Annotated in this window: 15 protein-coding genes; 4 read left to right on the forward strand and 11 right to left on the reverse strand. The window is 38.3% G+C overall.

The window, feature by feature from the left end:
• Window positions 1-112: 112 nt before the first annotated feature.
• The 7 genes from glpX to NTHER_RS14540 all read right to left on the reverse strand — a co-directional run bounded on the left by glpX (window position 113) and on the right by NTHER_RS14540 (window position 5,889).
• Window positions 113-1,084 carry a class II fructose-bisphosphatase gene (gene glpX / locus NTHER_RS14510; RefSeq protein WP_012449255.1) on the reverse strand — a complete coding sequence of 324 codons (972 nt, stop codon included), beginning with the start codon at window positions 1,082-1,084 and terminating at the stop codon, window positions 113-115.
• A 52-nt stretch (window positions 1,085-1,136) separates the two neighbouring features.
• Entirely contained in the window at window positions 1,137-1,784 is a 648-nt protein-coding gene (gene fsa, locus NTHER_RS14515; RefSeq protein ID WP_012449256.1) for a fructose-6-phosphate aldolase, read from the reverse strand.
• Between the two features lie 29 nt (window positions 1,785-1,813).
• Window positions 1,814-2,668 carry a class II fructose-1,6-bisphosphate aldolase gene (locus NTHER_RS14520; RefSeq protein WP_012449257.1) on the reverse strand — a complete coding sequence of 285 codons (855 nt, stop codon included), beginning with the start codon at window positions 2,666-2,668 and terminating at the stop codon, window positions 1,814-1,816.
• A 91-nt stretch (window positions 2,669-2,759) separates the two neighbouring features.
• Complete coding sequence (locus NTHER_RS14525) at window positions 2,760-3,131, reverse strand: response regulator (protein ID WP_012449258.1); 372 nt, start codon at window positions 3,129-3,131, stop codon at window positions 2,760-2,762.
• A 257-nt stretch (window positions 3,132-3,388) separates the two neighbouring features.
• Window positions 3,389-4,291 carry a PhzF family phenazine biosynthesis protein gene (locus tag NTHER_RS14530; RefSeq protein ID WP_012449259.1) on the reverse strand — a complete coding sequence of 301 codons (903 nt, stop codon included), beginning with the start codon at window positions 4,289-4,291 and terminating at the stop codon, window positions 3,389-3,391.
• A gap of 73 nt (window positions 4,292-4,364) precedes the next feature.
• On the reverse strand, window positions 4,365-5,564 hold the full coding sequence (locus tag NTHER_RS14535) for a carboxylate--amine ligase (protein ID WP_012449260.1): 1,200 nt from the start codon (window positions 5,562-5,564) through the stop codon (window positions 4,365-4,367).
• Between the two features lie 154 nt (window positions 5,565-5,718).
• The gene (locus tag NTHER_RS14540; protein ID WP_012449261.1) at window positions 5,719-5,889 is read right to left on the reverse strand and encodes a 4Fe-4S binding protein; all 171 of its coding nucleotides are present in this window, start codon (window positions 5,887-5,889) and stop codon (window positions 5,719-5,721) included.
• A gap of 112 nt (window positions 5,890-6,001) precedes the next feature.
• Here NTHER_RS14540 and NTHER_RS14545 point away from each other — a divergent pair, with 112 nt between their 5' ends.
• Window positions 6,002-6,355, forward strand: coding sequence for a sulfite exporter TauE/SafE family protein (locus NTHER_RS14545; RefSeq protein ID WP_012449262.1), 354 nt, complete (start codon window positions 6,002-6,004; stop codon window positions 6,353-6,355).
• Window positions 6,337-6,714, forward strand: a complete 378-nt coding sequence (locus tag NTHER_RS14550; protein ID WP_202943856.1) for a sulfite exporter TauE/SafE family protein — start codon at window positions 6,337-6,339, stop codon at window positions 6,712-6,714. Before NTHER_RS14545 ends, NTHER_RS14550 begins: the two co-directional genes overlap by 19 nt.
• A gap of 189 nt (window positions 6,715-6,903) precedes the next feature.
• Here the strand turns inward: NTHER_RS14550 and NTHER_RS14555 are convergent, their stop codons facing one another.
• On the reverse strand, window positions 6,904-9,021 hold the full coding sequence (locus NTHER_RS14555) for a transglycosylase domain-containing protein (RefSeq protein WP_012449264.1): 2,118 nt from the start codon (window positions 9,019-9,021) through the stop codon (window positions 6,904-6,906).
• Between the two features lie 203 nt (window positions 9,022-9,224).
• Here NTHER_RS14555 and kamA point away from each other — a divergent pair, with 203 nt between their 5' ends.
• Both kamA and NTHER_RS14565 read left to right on the forward strand, forming a co-directional pair.
• Entirely contained in the window at window positions 9,225-10,475 is a 1,251-nt protein-coding gene (gene kamA / locus NTHER_RS14560) for a lysine 2,3-aminomutase (protein WP_012449265.1), read from the forward strand.
• 100 nt (window positions 10,476-10,575) lie between these two features.
• Complete coding sequence (locus NTHER_RS14565) at window positions 10,576-12,189, forward strand: CTP synthase (protein ID WP_012449266.1); 1,614 nt, start codon at window positions 10,576-10,578, stop codon at window positions 12,187-12,189.
• 16 nt (window positions 12,190-12,205) lie between these two features.
• Here NTHER_RS14565 and NTHER_RS14570 read toward each other — a convergent pair whose 3' ends face one another.
• From NTHER_RS14570 to NTHER_RS14580, 3 genes are read right to left on the reverse strand one after another with little or no spacing between them, the layout of a single operon-like run.
• Window positions 12,206-13,288, reverse strand: a complete 1,083-nt coding sequence (locus NTHER_RS14570) for an ABC transporter ATP-binding protein (RefSeq protein ID WP_012449267.1) — start codon at window positions 13,286-13,288, stop codon at window positions 12,206-12,208.
• 11 nt (window positions 13,289-13,299) lie between these two features.
• Window positions 13,300-14,931, reverse strand: coding sequence for an ABC transporter permease (locus NTHER_RS14575; protein WP_012449268.1), 1,632 nt, complete (start codon window positions 14,929-14,931; stop codon window positions 13,300-13,302).
• 45 nt (window positions 14,932-14,976) lie between these two features.
• Complete coding sequence (locus NTHER_RS14580) at window positions 14,977-16,059, reverse strand: extracellular solute-binding protein (RefSeq protein ID WP_012449269.1); 1,083 nt, start codon at window positions 16,057-16,059, stop codon at window positions 14,977-14,979.
• Between the last annotated feature and the right edge of the window lie 16 nt (window positions 16,060-16,075).

Genomic DNA, 16,075 nt, shown 5'->3' on the forward strand with positions numbered 1-16,075 from the left:
GGAAGGTTAAACAACCATTGCTTGTAGCGTGGCAAGCGTGCAAGCTCAAAATGCTAGACAACATTAAGATTTTCCTGGTTGCCATAGTAAAGCAACCAGGAAGTTTTTGACACTACTCTTCATAATAGTAAGAGGGTTTTTTATCCAATCTGTGAATGGCATCAATAAATCTAACTGTACCAGTTTTTGCTCTCATAACCAAACTATGAGAGCGTGCTTTCTTTCCAGCTTCATATCTGATGCCTCTTAATAAGTCTCCATCTGTAATTCCAGTAACTGCAAACATAGCATCATCTCCACTGACTAGGTCCTCCATTTGCAGTAATCTAGAGGGGTCATTGATCCCCATATCTTTAAGCCTATCTTCTTGTTCTCCATTTTTAGGCTTCAAGCGTGCTTGCATTTCGCCTTCTAGACATTTTAATGCAGTAGCTGCAATTACACCTTCAGGAGCACCCCCAACACCGAATAAAACATCTACTCCAGTATCAGGTATAGCAGTAGCTATGGCTGCTGAAACGTCACCATCGCTGATTAATTTGATTCTAGCTCCTGCCCTTTTAATTTCATGGATAATATCTTCATGTCTTGGTCTATCCAATACGATGGCTACTAAATCAGAAACATCCTTTCCCTTAGCCTTGGCAATAGCTGATAAATTTTCCTCTACTGGAGCGTCCAGATCAATACACCCTTTAGCTTCCTTACCTACAGCTATTTTTTCCATATAAATATCAGGGGCATACAATAATCCATCTTTTGGTGCTACAGCTACTACAGAAAGGGCATTGGGAAGACCCTTGGCCACTAAGTTAGTGCCTTCTACCGGATCAACGGCTATATCAACGGGAATTCCATCTCTACTTCCAACTTCTTCTCCTATATATAGCATGGGTGCCTCATCTTTTTCACCCTCTCCAATCACCACACGTCCATCTATTTGAACGGTATCAAAAGCCCTTCTCATCGCATCAACTGCGGCTTGATCCGCACCTTCTTTATCTCCACGACCCATCATTCTTCCTGAAGCAAGAGCAGCAGCCTCGGTTACTCGTACTAGTTCTAAAGCTAATTCTCTCTCCATTAGCCAGCCTCCTCCTTATTTAACATTCGAAAAATCTAGTTAACCTGCTTATCTATTTTTGTTTATTCTTATGCCAGTCTTCCATGAATTTTTCTATTCCTTTATCCGTTAAAGGGTGATTTACCATCTTTTCTAACACAGCTTTTGGTATCGTTACTATATCGCAGCCGATTCGAGCTGCTTCAGTAACATGTCTTGGGTGCCTAATACTAGCTGCAATCACCTCGGTATTTATGGCATATTGATTAAAAGTAGTCACTATCTCTTCTACTAACTGCATACCATTTCCACCTATGTCGTCAACCCTGCCTACAAAGGGACTAACATAGGTCGCACCAGCCTTTGCAGCTAAGATAGCTTGATTTAGTGAAAAAACCAGGGTTAGATTAGTATTAATATTCTTTTCAGATAAAACTTTAGTTGCTTGCAATCCATCTTGAGTTAGAGGGATTTTCACAACTATATTAGGAGAAATTTTGGTTAATTCCTCTGCTTCTGCCACCATTTCATCTCGTTTGTCAGCGATAACTTCTGCACTAATAGGGCCATTACATATTTCAGCAATTTGGTTGATTCTGTTCTCCAGAGATACCCCTTCTTTAGCCACAAGACTTGGATTTGTAGTAACTCCATCTACGACACCTAAAGATACTCCCGCTTTTATATCATTTAAGTTGGCAGTGTCTAAAAATATTTTCATATACTTCATCACCCTTCAGTGGTGTAATATTATACTTTTCCTGAAGACCCAAATAATCGCATTTTTTCTTTAATAACTTCTTTCATAGAGTCCTTGGCAGGGCCTAATAGTTTTCTTGGGTCATATTCTTCCGGTTTTTCTGAAATAACCCCTTTTAATCCAGAAGTAAAGGCCTGTCGCAATTCAGTATCAATATTGATCTTTCGAACTCCTAGCTCAATCCCTTTTTTAATAGATTCTTCTGGTACTCCTGAAGCACCGTGCATCACAATGGGAGCTTCAGTCAATTCTCTGATTTTTTTAAGTCTGTCAAAGTCCAATTTTGGCTCACCTTTATATGGACCATGGGCAGTCCCAATGGCAACAGCCAAATAATCAACTTCTGTCTCTCGCATAAATCGTTCAGCTTCCTTAGGATCTGTCATGAAAGCCTCTCTTTCATCAACAGAAATATCATCCTCTGTACCTGCAATTTTACCCAGTTCACCTTCAACGGATACACCAGCAGCTTGCCCTACTTGAACCACTTGTCGAGTTTTGTGAATATTTTCCTCTAGAGAGTATTTAGAGCCGTCAAACATAACAGAAGTGAATCCTTTCCTGATACACTGCATGTTTTGTTCAAAGCTAGTTCCATGATCTAAATGTAGCGCAAGGGGAACATCAACTTGTTCACTAGCAGCTTTTACCATGGCAACGATAAAATCAATTCCGGCATATTTAATAGCTCCCTGACTAGCCTGTAAAATTGCAGGTGAACGTTCTTCTTGAGCAGATTCAATGATAGCTTTGATAATTTCAAGATTGTTCACATTAAATGCACCAACAGCAAAGCCATTCCGCTCCGCTATATCTACCAGTTGTTTGCCTTTAACTAATGGCATTGGTACTCCCTCCTATTATGTATCGTTTAAACTAACTAACAAAAATTCTCCGCTTCCTAAGAAGCGGAAACTCCCTACAATAATATTATAATTAGGCTGTTATTTGTTCAAGGCTTCTTTGGACTTTTTCTTTTAAAGTTTGTAGGTCGAAAGGTTTTTCCATATAATCGGCAACCCCCTGTTTTTTCACCTTCTCCCTTGTTTCAGGGCAGCCTATACCACTGATCACCATGGCTTTAGATAACGAAGCATACTTATTTAATTCAGTAAGTAACTCCGATCCAGCATATCCAGGCAGTAATAAGTCAACAATCATAAAATCGTAATCATCCTGTTTTAGTAAGTTAAAAAAATCCTCGCCTGTAGAAACAGTCTCAACCTGATGGCTCTCTAACTCCAATACTTCTTTAATAAGCATTCGGATTCCTGCCTGGTCATCCACCACTAATATCCGGCCTTTCATGTTTTCGCCCCCCATTATTTTCTGAGTTATCCAGATAAAACATACATACTAAAGATAAACCCAAGAATAACCGTCTAAAAATTCCGAAAATAATCGAAATATTGCTCTAATTAACACCTACCTAAATATTTTATGAAAACAACCACTGACACTAAGGTGATTTTAGTAAAAATTTCTACGGAGGGTTTGTTAATTCCTTCCTGATAATTTTATTAATATAAATGTGGGCATATTTTATTATAAAACTAGTACTTTTGTTATAAAATATCCACCTGCCCTGAGAAAATAGTAACACCAGTTCCTTCAACCAGTACACTTCCCTGTTCTTCTGGAGTTATATACATTCTGGAAGGCCTACCTAGAGTGTCACCCTGATCAATTAGTAATCTTTTCCCATAATCAACGGCTCCGTATTGGGCCAAATAGTAAGCTAATCCACTATTTGCAGAGCCAGTTGCTGCCTCCTCATCTATTCCTACTAAGGGAGCGAAGTTTCGGACAAATAAGTCCCCGCCTCGAGGACTAGAAAAAGTAAATAAATGTAGTCCTACAATATCCATTTTTCTTGATAATAGTGCTAATCTGTCTAAGCGAGGAACTAAATCTTGTAGGGTTTTTACGTCTTTCACGGGAACATGAAGGTCAGAAATCCCGACATTAATCACTTGTAAAGGCAAATCCATAGGGCAAAACTCATTAACACTAGTAAAAGTAGCATTCACTGAATTTTTAATATAAAACAGGTCCTCTAATACATAAGGAGAAACCTTATCTCCCATCTCGATATCTTTATCATGTTTCCAAGTGCATATTAAGGGAGAACCATTTCCTCTGGGATAAACAGTCACCGGAAAAGATCCTTCTTGAGTAGTTTGAGTATAGGTAGTACCATCTTGATCTGGTGTTAGGTATCCAGAAGTCACTAAAGCATGAAAAGCCGCTACTGTTGCATGTCCACAGTAGGAAACTTCTACTGTAGGAGTGAAGAATCTAAACTCCAAACCCGGCAAAACAAAAGCCGTCTCAGAAGCATTGACTTCCTTGGCCAAGTTTTGCATCGTCTCACGAGGTAACTCTTGTTCAGAGATAATTACCCCTGCCGGGTTGCCACCAAAAGATGTCTCTGTAAAAGAATCAACCTGAAAAAATTTTGCTTTCAAAGTTAACCTCCTTTGCAAATCAAGGGTTCATAATTATAATCGTATCTCTGTTCATGTACTAGTTTTCAAAAATTCAAACACCCTTTGTTCGAGCTCCAGTAATTTTTTTAAAAAACCTCTTAATTAACTTCTTGATAAATAATATCAAAGGTTTTAGATCCTGCAAATCAAATATGGCATAACTTAAGGGCCCAATATACGATTTGATCCATCTAAAAAAGCTTAATTCACCACTTGACATGTAATTAAAAGCTGCTTTGACATCTTCATAAAAATAAACGAATTTCAGACCCTCTTCGCGGTTTATCTGTTGGGAAAGTGATTCACCAATCATGTCGTAATATTGGGCAGCAGGAAGATTAATCCCACTTGTTAAAATCACATTGTTAAAATTGGTAACTCGGGGATTGATTTCAATCATATAAAACTTGCCATTACGAGGATCTTTTTTTAATTCAATTTCAACTATTCCATGATACCCAATTTTTTTAAGAAAATCTTCGCCTAATTGTATGATTCTAGGTTCAAATACGCTTTCAGTAAAGACTGATGCTCCAAAATGTATAGGAAACTGCCTTTGTTTTCGATTGGTAAATACCTTAACAGGTTCAGCATTTCTATTAAAATAGGCATCATAAGTATAAACATGATCATCTGGACCAGGAATAATTTCTTGAATCATTACATCTAAATCGGCATCAGTAGCCGAAGATACCGCTTCATATAGTTGGCGGTAGTTACTGACTTCAAAAACCTTTTTTCGGAATTTCTTTACAAATTCGTGGCTCAATTCGGGTTTAACTATACAAGGGTAAACCATTTCATTCTTAATATTTTCTAAATCTTCAATACCTTGAACAAAAAAAGTTTTAGGTATTGGCATTCCATGTTTTTGAGCAAGTTTGTAGAGTTTATGTTTATTAACTAAATCAGACACCAGCCCCTTAGGTAATGGGGGGAATAAGTAATAATCCTCCAGTTCATCAACAGAATTAGATATCATTATGGCATAGGGGTCAGCGGCAGGCAATAATACAGGTTTTTCTGAAAACTTTTTTCCAAAGTTTTTTAAAAATTCGACTACCTTATTTTCACCTTCTTTATTAATATCAGGAATCAACACCTGTTCAGACACATATTTGGAACCAAATCCATAGGATAGAGGATCATAATCCATGGCAATTACGGGAATGCCTTCTTTTCCTAAAGAGCGAATAGCACTAAGTCCAATATAATAATTTACTCCTAGAACAATAGCCTTGCGCTTAGTCATAAGCAATTCCTCCGAATCAAATCATCCAAAACTTACTGTTGTGTCGTATTTCTTATAGGGTAATAACGGGGTAAATGTAACATTTACCCCGTAACTCTTTGAAAACACTTTAAGTAACGTCAAATAATCTCTCCTAAAATAAAACTTCAGGAGGTTATTCTTGAATTATAGCGTCCACTGGGCAGACATCAGCACATGCCCCGCAATCGATACAGTTATCGGCATCAATTACGTACATCTCTTCTCCTTCAGAAATAGCTTCTGTTGGGCATTCAGGTTCACAAGCGCCACACTTAATGCATTCCTCAGTAATCTTGTAGGCCATGTAACTCCCCTCCCTTTTAATTATTGTCCCCCTTATAGTAGCACTTTTTAAAAACAGTGGCAACAAGGATTATTTTACATATCTCTGGGAACAATGGGGATGAGGTGATTTTATGAGCCACATCAAACTAGTAGTCATAGGATTGATCACTGGAAGTATCAATGGTTTACTAGGTGTAGGAGGAGGCACTTTTTTAATTCCAGCTTTGACTCATGTAAAAAAACTCAAACAGCATATCGCTCATGGTACTACCATATCTGTAATCTTACCCACCGCCCTGGCCAGTGCTGCCATTTATGGTTTTCATGATAGGGTAGATTATTTATTAGCTCTGAAAGTAATTGCTAGTGGAGCCCTGGGTAGCTTCTTAGGAGCTAAACTTATGAATTTCTTAAACCCAGATTTTTTAAAGAGAATTTTTGCAACTTTCATTATTATTACAGGAATTTGGTTGATAATGTCATGATATTAGAGACAATCTTAATTTATGTTATTGGTTTTATAACAGGTATAGTGACAGGGCTAGCCCTTGGCGGTGGAGCAGTTTTGATACCTTTTTTGGTACTTCTGGTACAAATAGAACAACATGTAGCCCAGGGAGTCACTTTAATCGCCTTTTTACCTATGTCTATTATTGCCATAATAACCCATTACAAACAAGGAAATGTCAACAAAAGTCTTATAATTCCACTGGCTAGTGGCAGTATTATAGGAGCGATAGGAGGAGCTATTTTAGCTATGTCTTTTTCTCCAGAAGTTTTGACTAAAATATACGGTGGTTTTCTAATTGTTATGGGATGTTACGAATTTTACAGTTCTATGTAGATACTCAGTGATGACAAAACTCCCTACAATCAGATAAAATAGATGGGGGCAAAGCTATAATATGGATGTGACACTCCCAATTATAGCCCAGGGAACAGGCAAACAATATATACCAATTGCTTTTTTTAATTGAGCCATATTGTCCATTTTAGTGCCAATCCTGGTAAACTTTTTCATCGCCCTATAGAACTAATCGTTATCTTCTTGAAAAAATGGCCACCAAGGAGGAGGAAAGCCAGGGCCTTCCTCTTTTTCTGGTAAATGTACATCACAATCATTATCGGGTTGGGTTCTCGGTTCAAAATATTCAGTTGTTACTACTTCTTCAGGACAATAATCTGTTGCTAGTTTCCCCGAATCTTCACAGATTTCACGTTCAATTAGTCCATCAGGACGAGAAAAGTCTTCATGATCCAATTTATGAGAAACAGAATTCATAAATTCACTCCAAAGAGGTGCAGCTAAACTCCCTCCAGTTCCGGGAACGGGTTCTACATTGCCATCATCACTTACAAATACAGTAGTTACTAGTTCGGGGGTATAACCTACAAAAACTGCATCCATTCGGCCTTCCGTTGTGCCTGTTTTCCCGGCAGCTGGAAAATCAATTTCATCCCATATACTTGAAGCCGTGCCTCTAGGAGAAATCACATCCTCCATTATACTGGTCATTTGATAAGCTGTTTGTTGACTCAGCTCTACTGACCGCTCTGGCTCATTTTCATAGATAACTGTGCCCCTACTATCTTCAACCTTTTTTATCAGTTTCGGTTCTACCAAAATTCCTTCATTGGCAAAAGGTGTATATCCTGATGTAAGTTTTAAAGGCGAAGCTTCGACCTGTCCTAGAGGAAAGGAAAGGGTAGTTGGAATATCGTCAATTACTCCCATACTTTCAGCCTGCTCCACACTAGGATACCGCCCCATATCATCATGAACTTTAACAGCAGTTACATTACACGATTCCCGAATTGCTCTGCGAATTGTCAGGTCATCATTATGGTAAACACCGCCATAATCAGTAGGTACGAAGGGGCCATTATCCCATCCCGGTTCCTCTGGGTATACAGTTTCCTCACAAGTAAAGGTAGTAGCAGGTGTGATTTCATTTTCCGATAAAGCTGCAGCATATACAAATGGTTTAATCGTAGAACCAACTGGTCTATTAGGACTAATAGGATTAGCTCGATTGAAAGGGGTTTCTTCATAGTCCCGACCACCTACGAAAGCTCTCACCCTACCGGTATCAGGCTCCAATGCTACCATAGAACCTTGTGGTTGACGAATTTCCGAATCCCCTCTTTCAGCATATCTGACTACTCCCAAGTCTTCATCTAAAATTCTTTCAGCTTCTGACTGCATTTCCTGATCTAAAGTAGTATATACACGAAAGCCTCCCCTTTGAAAATCTTCTGTATAATCTTCTGGCAATTTCTCTTCTAGTCGCCTGTTAACCTCATCTGCAAAATAAGAAGCATTTTCCTTGGGAGGATTATATCCAGTAACATCTAGTGCTTCAACAGCAGCTGCTTGAGCTGTGTCCTGATTAACCACTCCTTCTTGAGCCATTATATGTAAGACTGCATCACGTCTTTGTTGAGCATTTTCTGGATTTCGAAATGGTGAATAATAATAGGGACTTCTCGGTATTCCAATTAACATAGCAATCTCTTGAAGCTCTAATTCATTGGTATTTTTTCCAAAATACATTCTACTGGCAGCTTCTACACCATAAGCTCCATGGCCGAAATAGATACCGTTTAAATACTGTTCCAAAATTTCCTCTTTACTCAATGTCCTTTCTAGATGCAAAGTCAAGAAAAATTCTCGAACTTTTCTATCTATTGTCCTGGAATGATCTAAAAAGTAATTTTTAGCTAATTGTTGGGTAATAGTACTACCACCCTCGACGACTTCTCTGGCTCTAATATTACGCCACATAGCCCTAGTTATACCTCTTATATCTATTCCTAAGTGTTCCTTGAACCTCCTGTCTTCTACGGCCATGATCCCTTCTACCATTTCTTCTGGCATTTCATCTATTGAAATATAAATCCGATAATCATCGTACTCATGATAGAATTCCTCTCCATTTTTATCTAACATAACAGTAGCACTTTCAAATTCAGGAGGCGAGACATCTTCTAAAGCAGATACTACAACTGGTAATAAGATAATAAATCCAATGACAGAAATAATTGCTACAATAAACAGCAATTTGAAAATTTTTTTAAATATATTAATAAAGCCCGGTCTTTTTTTGTTCTCTAGGTATTGTTCTTTTGATGGCGATCTTTTGCGCCTCAAAATAATTCCCTCTTTTCCTAATAATTTTTCTATCTATATAAGTCTTCCCAGAATTTGAGGTTGTTATCCAATTATTCAATGGATTCTCCCTGTTCCGCAAATAGATAAGTCTGATATAATATCTATAAAATAATTTATTTGAGATCTAAAATGTTAAAAAATTCAATAAAAACACAAATAAAAATTAAAGGAGGCGGGTTTTGATGACTGAATTTAATCCGTTATTTAGCCATGTAAGTACTCAGGATTGGCAAGATTGGAACTGGCAGTTAAAAAACAGGATCACTGATTTAGAATCACTAAAAGAGATTATTAACTTAACTGACAAAGAGGAAGAAGGAATCCAGCAAGCTTTAAAAACTTTAAGAATGGCCATCACCCCTTATTATGCATCTTTAATGGATAAGGATGATCCTAGCTGCCCCATTAGACGCCAGGCAGTTCCAAGCTCCCTGGAGTTGAATTTTGGTGATTCTGACCTGGAAGATCCTTTGAGTGAAGATACTGACTCTCCCGTAGAAGGTATTACTCACCGATATCCAGATCGGGTATTGTTTCTGGTAACCGATCAATGCTCCATGTACTGTCGTCACTGCACCAGAAGAAGAATAGCCGGTACCACAGATAAAGCTGCTCCTAAAGAAGTAGTTGATAATGCTATTGAATACATTAAAAACACCCCTCGTGTGAGGGATGTACTAATTTCCGGTGGAGATGGTTTAATAATTTCAGATGAAAGGCTAGAATATATCCTGGACCAATTATATAAAATTGAGCACGTAGAGATAATTAGGATTGGCACTCGCGCTCCTGTAGTACTTCCTCAGAGAATCACGGATGATCTGGTTTCAATATTGAAAAAATATCATCCTGTTTGGCTTAATACCCATTACAATCACCCTAAAGAATTAACCTCAGAAGCGCAAAAAGCCCTGGCAAAATTAGCGGATGCTGGTATACCTTTAGGTAATCAGTCTGTGTTGTTAAAAGGAATCAACGATTGTCCCGGAACTATGAAAAATTTAGTTCACGAGTTAGTTAAGCATAGAGTTCGACCTTATTACATTTATCAGTGTGATCTATCTCAAGGTATTGAACACTTTAGAACTTCCGTATCGGCAGGTCTTGAAATTGTGGAACATCTAAGAGGGCATACTAGTGGCTTTGCCGTGCCAACCTATGTGGTAGATGCCCCAGGAGGCGGTGGAAAGATCCCTGTAATGCCCCAATATTTAATTTCTCAATCTCCTGAAAGTGTTATTCTAAGAAATTATGAAGGTGTAATAGCCAAGTACTCAGAACCACAAGATAAGAGCAGAGGGTGTGGCAAACAAAGCTGCAACGATTGTCAGTTATCTGATAATACAGCCACAGGAGTGACAGCTCTAATGGAGGATAAAGAAATCAGCTTAGAACCTAGAAATTTAGCACGAAGACAACGTCGAAAAAAATAAATTTAAAATCATAATTTAACCGGTTGCAAATCCAGTGTTAGTATTAGATAATATAAGACATGAGTGCAAGTCGTGGAATACTATACAGGAGGGTGCCAGAATGAGTAAATACATTTTCGTAACCGGAGGCGTAGCATCATCCCTGGGAAAAGGAATCTCAGCAGCTTCAATCGGTCGCTTACTAAAAAATCGTGGCTTAAATGTCACTATCCAAAAGTTTGATCCTTATATTAATATTGATCCTGGCACAATGAGCCCATACCAACACGGTGAAGTTTTTGTGACCGAGGACGGTGCCGAAACCGACCTAGACCTGGGTCATTATGAGCGATTTATTGATGAAAACCTAAGTAGAATCAACAATATAACCACTGGGAAAATCTACTGGTCAGTACTCAGTAAAGAAAGAAAAGGTGAGTATTTAGGAAAAACTGTGCAAGTAATCCCCCATATAACCGATGAGATTAAATCTCGCATTTACCAGGCCAGTAAAGATAACGATGCAGATGTGGTAATAGCTGAAATAGGTGGAACTGTGGGGGATATTGAAAGTCTACCCTTTTTAGAGGCTATTAGGCAAATGAGAAGTGATATCGGTCGTGATTCCGTCATGTATATTCACGTTACCCTAGTCCCTTATTTGGAAAAATCCGGGGAATTAAAAACTAAACCTACTCAACACAGTGTAAAAGAACTCAGAAGCCTAGGTATTCAACCCGATATGGTAATTTGTCGAACTCATTACGAACTGTCCCAAGAAATCAAAGAAAAACTAGCATTATTTTGTGATATTGATGTAAATGCAGTCATTGAAAATTTAGATGTAGAAAATATTTATGAAGTACCTATGGCCCTGAATGAACAGCGGGTAGATGGACTAATAGCAGATAGGTTAAATTTAAATTCAGGTAGCTTGGAGTTGGAAAGATGGAAGCAACTTGTTGACCAGATAAAGAATTTATCTCAGGAAATAACTATCGGGTTAGTAGGAAAATACGTTTCTCTACAGGATGCCTATATTAGCGTAACAGAGGCTTTGGACCACGCTGGTTTTAATTACGATTCCAAAGTTAAAGTCAAATGGATTAACTCTGAGGAATTAGAGAAAAACGGTTCAGTTGAAACAGCATTTCAAGGAGTTGACGGTATTTTAGTCCCAGGTGGTTTCGGAGATAGAGGAATTGGAGGAAAAATAATGGCAGCTCAATATGCCAGGAAAAACAATATTCCATTTTTAGGAATTTGTCTTGGTATGCATTGTTCTGTAATTGATTTTGCTCACGAAGTTGCTGGTTTAAATGGGGCTTACAGTTCGGAGTTTCATCCAGAAACACCATATCCTGTAATTGATCTGCTCCCCGAACAAAAGGAGGTAAAAGATCTAGGGGGAACTATGCGTCTAGGTGCTTATCCATGCAAGTTAATTGAGGGAACTCGTGCCTATGAAGCCTATCAACAGGATATCGTCCAGGAACGACATAGGCATAGATACGAATTTAATAATGATTACAAAGAACAGCTTACGAACAATGGCCTAGTTGTCTCAGGGGTTTCACCTGATGATCGTCTTGTTGAAATTGTGGAGTTAGAAGATCATCCATGGTTTGTAGCCACTCAATTCCATCCAGAATTTAAATCAAGACCAGGAGCTCCACATCCTTTATTTAATAGTTTTGTTCAGCAAGCATTAAAAAACAGCCTTTCATCCAAATGATGAGAGGCTGTTTTTATTAACACTCATTTATGCTTTGTTGATTATTACAGATTATAGCTACAAAATCCTGTAAAATTTTAAACCTAACCTGTTCTCCAATATTTACAACCTTTTCTGGATGAATATGCATTAATAGTTCCTTTTTGCCGTTTGTAAACTGAACCTCTACCAGAGCATCGATAGTTTCTCCTCTATAGATTGATTCCTTCAATATTCCTTCAAAAGGACCATTATCATCTAGTTCTAAACTTTCAGGTCTAATAGAAATATAAACTTCTCCATCTAAATTCAAATTATATTTATGAGGATATGGAATTTGCCCAAGTTCAGTCTCAACAAACAGTCCATCTTCTGCTATCTTTCCTTTTAAGATATTGGTTTGCCCAACAAATTCGGCAACAAATTTGTTCTCTGGAAACTGATAAATTTCTCTTGGAGTGCCTCTTTGCTGGATAGTCCCCTTATTCATCACTATAATTTCATCAGAGATTGCAAAGGCATCAAGCTGATCATGGGATACAAAAATCGCCGTTGCTTGTGCCTCCTTTATAATTTTCTTGACTTCATTCCTCATATTTGCACGCATATCTGCGTCCAAATTACTAAAAGGTTCATCTAGTAAAACTACTACTGGCCGGGGAGCTAAAGCCCTAGCCAGTGCTACCCTTTGTTGTTGTCCACCAGATAATTCGTGGGGATAACGATTTTCGAAACCCTGTAAACCAACTAAATTAATAACTTCTCTGATTCTGCTAAGTCGATCCTTAGCTTTATAGCCAAAACCTATATTATCAAATACATTAAGATGAGGAAATAAAGCATAGTCTTGAAAAACCATCCCCACACCTCGTCTTTCAGGTGGAACCCAATAATTATTATCACTTACTACTTGATCTCCCAAAGTTATTACACCATTATCAGGACATTCAAAACCTGCTATCAATCTAAGAGTGGTTGATTTGCCACAACCGCTTGGACCTAGTAATGTAATTATTGAACCTTTTTCAACGGCCAAACTAATATTGTTAACAGCTGGTTCAAATGATCCAACATAAGTTTTACTTACCTGGTCTAACTTGATAGTAAACTTCTCCTGCATCTCCTCACCTCCTAGTATTTGTTTAACATGTATTTTAAAGGAATAAGTGACACTAAAATAATCAGTAATGCCCCGGGGGCTGCCATATGGTAAATCCCATCATGAGCATCTGAATAAATGCGAACGGCCAGAGTATCAAAACCAGGTGGCCTTAACATTAAGCTAGCCGGTAGCTCTTTTAGAGAACTAACAAAAACCAAGGCACCACCAGATAGAATCCCTGGCAGCATGTTAGGAAGAACCACTTTAAACATTACTTTCCATGGAGGATATCCCAAACTACGAGCAGCTTCATCAATTCTTGGTGAAATAAAACTCAAAGCCGCATCTCCCGCCTGTAAGGCTTGTGGAAGAAAGCGTACTACTAAAGCTAACGCTATCATATAAAAAGTACCATATAACCAAGGAATGTGATTATTAAAGATAAACACAAATCCCAAAGCTACAATAACACCCGGTAGAGCATAACCTGAATAGCTAATATTGGATATAACAGTTGAAACTATGGAAGGGTATCTGGATTTCAAATAAATCACTGGCATGGTAAATACCATACAAATTAAAGCTGCAATTCCAGAAACTAACAGGCTGTTGAATGCATATTCCAAATAATCTACACTTAAGGCACCCATGGAAATACCTATACTTGACCAATAAATCAAAACACTAATTGGTATTAATACCGATAAAGCAAAGATCAAGGCTACAAAAATTAAAGCTAGAGGTTTCCATTTACCCAGCTTTAAAATAGCAGGTGCCCTAAAGCTATTTGATGTTTGATAGTATTTGTTTTTCCGGCGAGTACGTGATTCTATCCAAATTATAATTGCTGTTAGCAGGATGAGCACTAGACTAAGCACTGAGGCAGAAGCTGTGTCAAAACCCGCTCTTTGGAAATAGATAGCAGCGGTAAAGGTTACATATCTAAGCATTGATACGGCCCCGAAATCAGAAAGTACATACAATGATACCAAAATACCGGCTGCACCAATAGCAGGGCGCAGCATTGGTAAATTTACTTTACGAAATATTTCAAGTGTTCCCATGCCTTGAGCCCGTGCTGCTTCTTCGTAATTACAATTCATTTTTCGTAGAGAGGCACTGATTATTAAAAATACATAGGGATAGGTGAACAAAGTCAGAACTAAAAACACTCCCAAAAAAGAATATATATTTACAGGATATTCTCCAAATAGAAAGCTTAACAGCCGTGTGTTTGACCAAAACTCCTGTAACCAGCCACTAGGTCCCAGTACTATAATGAAAGTTACAGCTCCTACATAGGGAGGTATTACTAAGGGAAGAGCCAACAGCCATCTCCAAAAATTCCTCCCAGGTATATCCGTCCGGACAACTAACCAAGCCAGGGAAAGACCCATCACCGTGGCAGATACAGTGACCGCAACAGTTAGGGAAACAGTATTCCATAATAATTGGGGGATTCTATCATCTAATAAACGCATCCAGCTGTTGGCTCCAGCAGATAAAGACTGCCAAATAACATAAAGAATGGGAACTATCATAATCAGAGCTATACAAATGGCCAAACTAAGTAGCGGCATCCCGGGAGGGTTACCCCTCCATAATTCAAACCATTTATACTGTATTATCTTAGTTATTTTTTTATTGTTTTGTTTACTCAATTGAATCACCCCCCAATTATCACCATTTTACACTTGACCTTTAGCTTATCTTAATTCCAGATCTAATCCTGATTCTTCAATTAGCTCTGTTGTATCTTGATAGTAATTTCCCAACTCTTTAACAGGCATTTCCTGAATTTTCAATTCATCGGTATCCACAATATGTGGTTCCACTTCTGATGGATATTCAACTTTATCTCCATATTCCGAATTAATTAACAGTTCCAATGACTCTCCTACAAATTTAGCTTGGTTTTCCTCTTCAAGTAACCAATCCAAAAATGTTTCTGCGTTTTCTTGATGAGGAGCTCCTTTGACTAATCCTACCCCAGCGGCATTAGCTACTGTCCCCATCTCATCCTGGCCTTGATCTAGATAAATAAAACCTACATTGTTATCTTGAGGTTCCATCAATTGCTGATGAAAATAATAGTTGTTCACAAGACCAAAGGCATGCTCTCCAGCACCAACTGCCCTACGGACATCACTATGACCCTCGTATATACCCCCGGCATGTTCTCTAATAGCAGCAATCCATTCAGAGGTTTTATCATCTCCCCATTCATGTCTAAGCGCTGATACATGTCCGATCATACCACCATTACCGCCTCTAGTAATTGCGTATCCGCCCTCTACATCGGCCCATTTAGAGTCGAAAAGGTCCTCACCACTGCTTGGCATATCTTCTTCAGAGATCATATCCTTATTATATATAAAGCCACGAGACCTTAAAGAAATAGCAAAAAAAGCGTTATTTTCTGCTCTGAAATTTTCAGGAATACTCTCTATCCCCTCAGGTTCAGATCCTTGTAATAGTCCTTGTTCATCCAAGTAACCCAAAGCCCCAAGATCATTTGAAATAAAGATATCCGCCTGAACGTTATTAGCCTCTTCTTCTATTTGTTGGGGATCAGCACCATGTAATGCTTTTACTTCAATTCCCGTATCCTCTGTGAATTTGTCTAGTAATTCGTTGACAAATCTTTCATTACGAGCCGAGTAAACTACCAATTCATCAGCTTGCTCTCCACCACTTCCGCATCCGGTCAGCATAAAAACCCCGGATAAAAGTACTATTATAAGTAGAGTCAATGTAGTTTTTTCAATTTTTGCTACTAGCTTGTTCATATAAGACACTCCTTTT

The organism is Natranaerobius thermophilus JW/NM-WN-LF (assembly GCF_000020005.1).
Lineage (GTDB): Bacteria > Bacillota > Natranaerobiia > Natranaerobiales > Natranaerobiaceae > Natranaerobius > Natranaerobius thermophilus.

Coding starts and splice junctions, on each gene's coding strand:
- glpX (WP_012449255.1), bottom strand. CDS start 1,084: ATGGAGAGAGAATTAGCTTTAGAACTAGTACGAGTAACCGAGGCTGCT.
- fsa (WP_012449256.1), bottom strand. CDS start 1,784: ATGAAAATATTTTTAGACACTGCCAACTTAAATGATATAAAAGCGGGA.
- NTHER_RS14520 (WP_012449257.1), bottom strand. CDS start 2,668: ATGCCATTAGTTAAAGGCAAACAACTGGTAGATATAGCGGAGCGGAAT.
- NTHER_RS14525 (WP_012449258.1), bottom strand. CDS start 3,131: ATGAAAGGCCGGATATTAGTGGTGGATGACCAGGCAGGAATCCGAATG.
- NTHER_RS14535 (WP_012449260.1), bottom strand. CDS start 5,564: ATGACTAAGCGCAAGGCTATTGTTCTAGGAGTAAATTATTATATTGGA.
- NTHER_RS14540 (WP_012449261.1), bottom strand. CDS start 5,889: ATGGCCTACAAGATTACTGAGGAATGCATTAAGTGTGGCGCTTGTGAA.
- NTHER_RS14545 (WP_012449262.1), top strand. CDS start 6,002: ATGAGCCACATCAAACTAGTAGTCATAGGATTGATCACTGGAAGTATC.
- kamA (WP_012449265.1), top strand. CDS start 9,225: ATGACTGAATTTAATCCGTTATTTAGCCATGTAAGTACTCAGGATTGG.
- NTHER_RS14565 (WP_012449266.1), top strand. CDS start 10,576: ATGAGTAAATACATTTTCGTAACCGGAGGCGTAGCATCATCCCTGGGA.
- NTHER_RS14570 (WP_012449267.1), bottom strand. CDS start 13,288: ATGCAGGAGAAGTTTACTATCAAGTTAGACCAGGTAAGTAAAACTTAT.
- NTHER_RS14580 (WP_012449269.1), bottom strand. CDS start 16,059: ATGAACAAGCTAGTAGCAAAAATTGAAAAAACTACATTGACTCTACTT.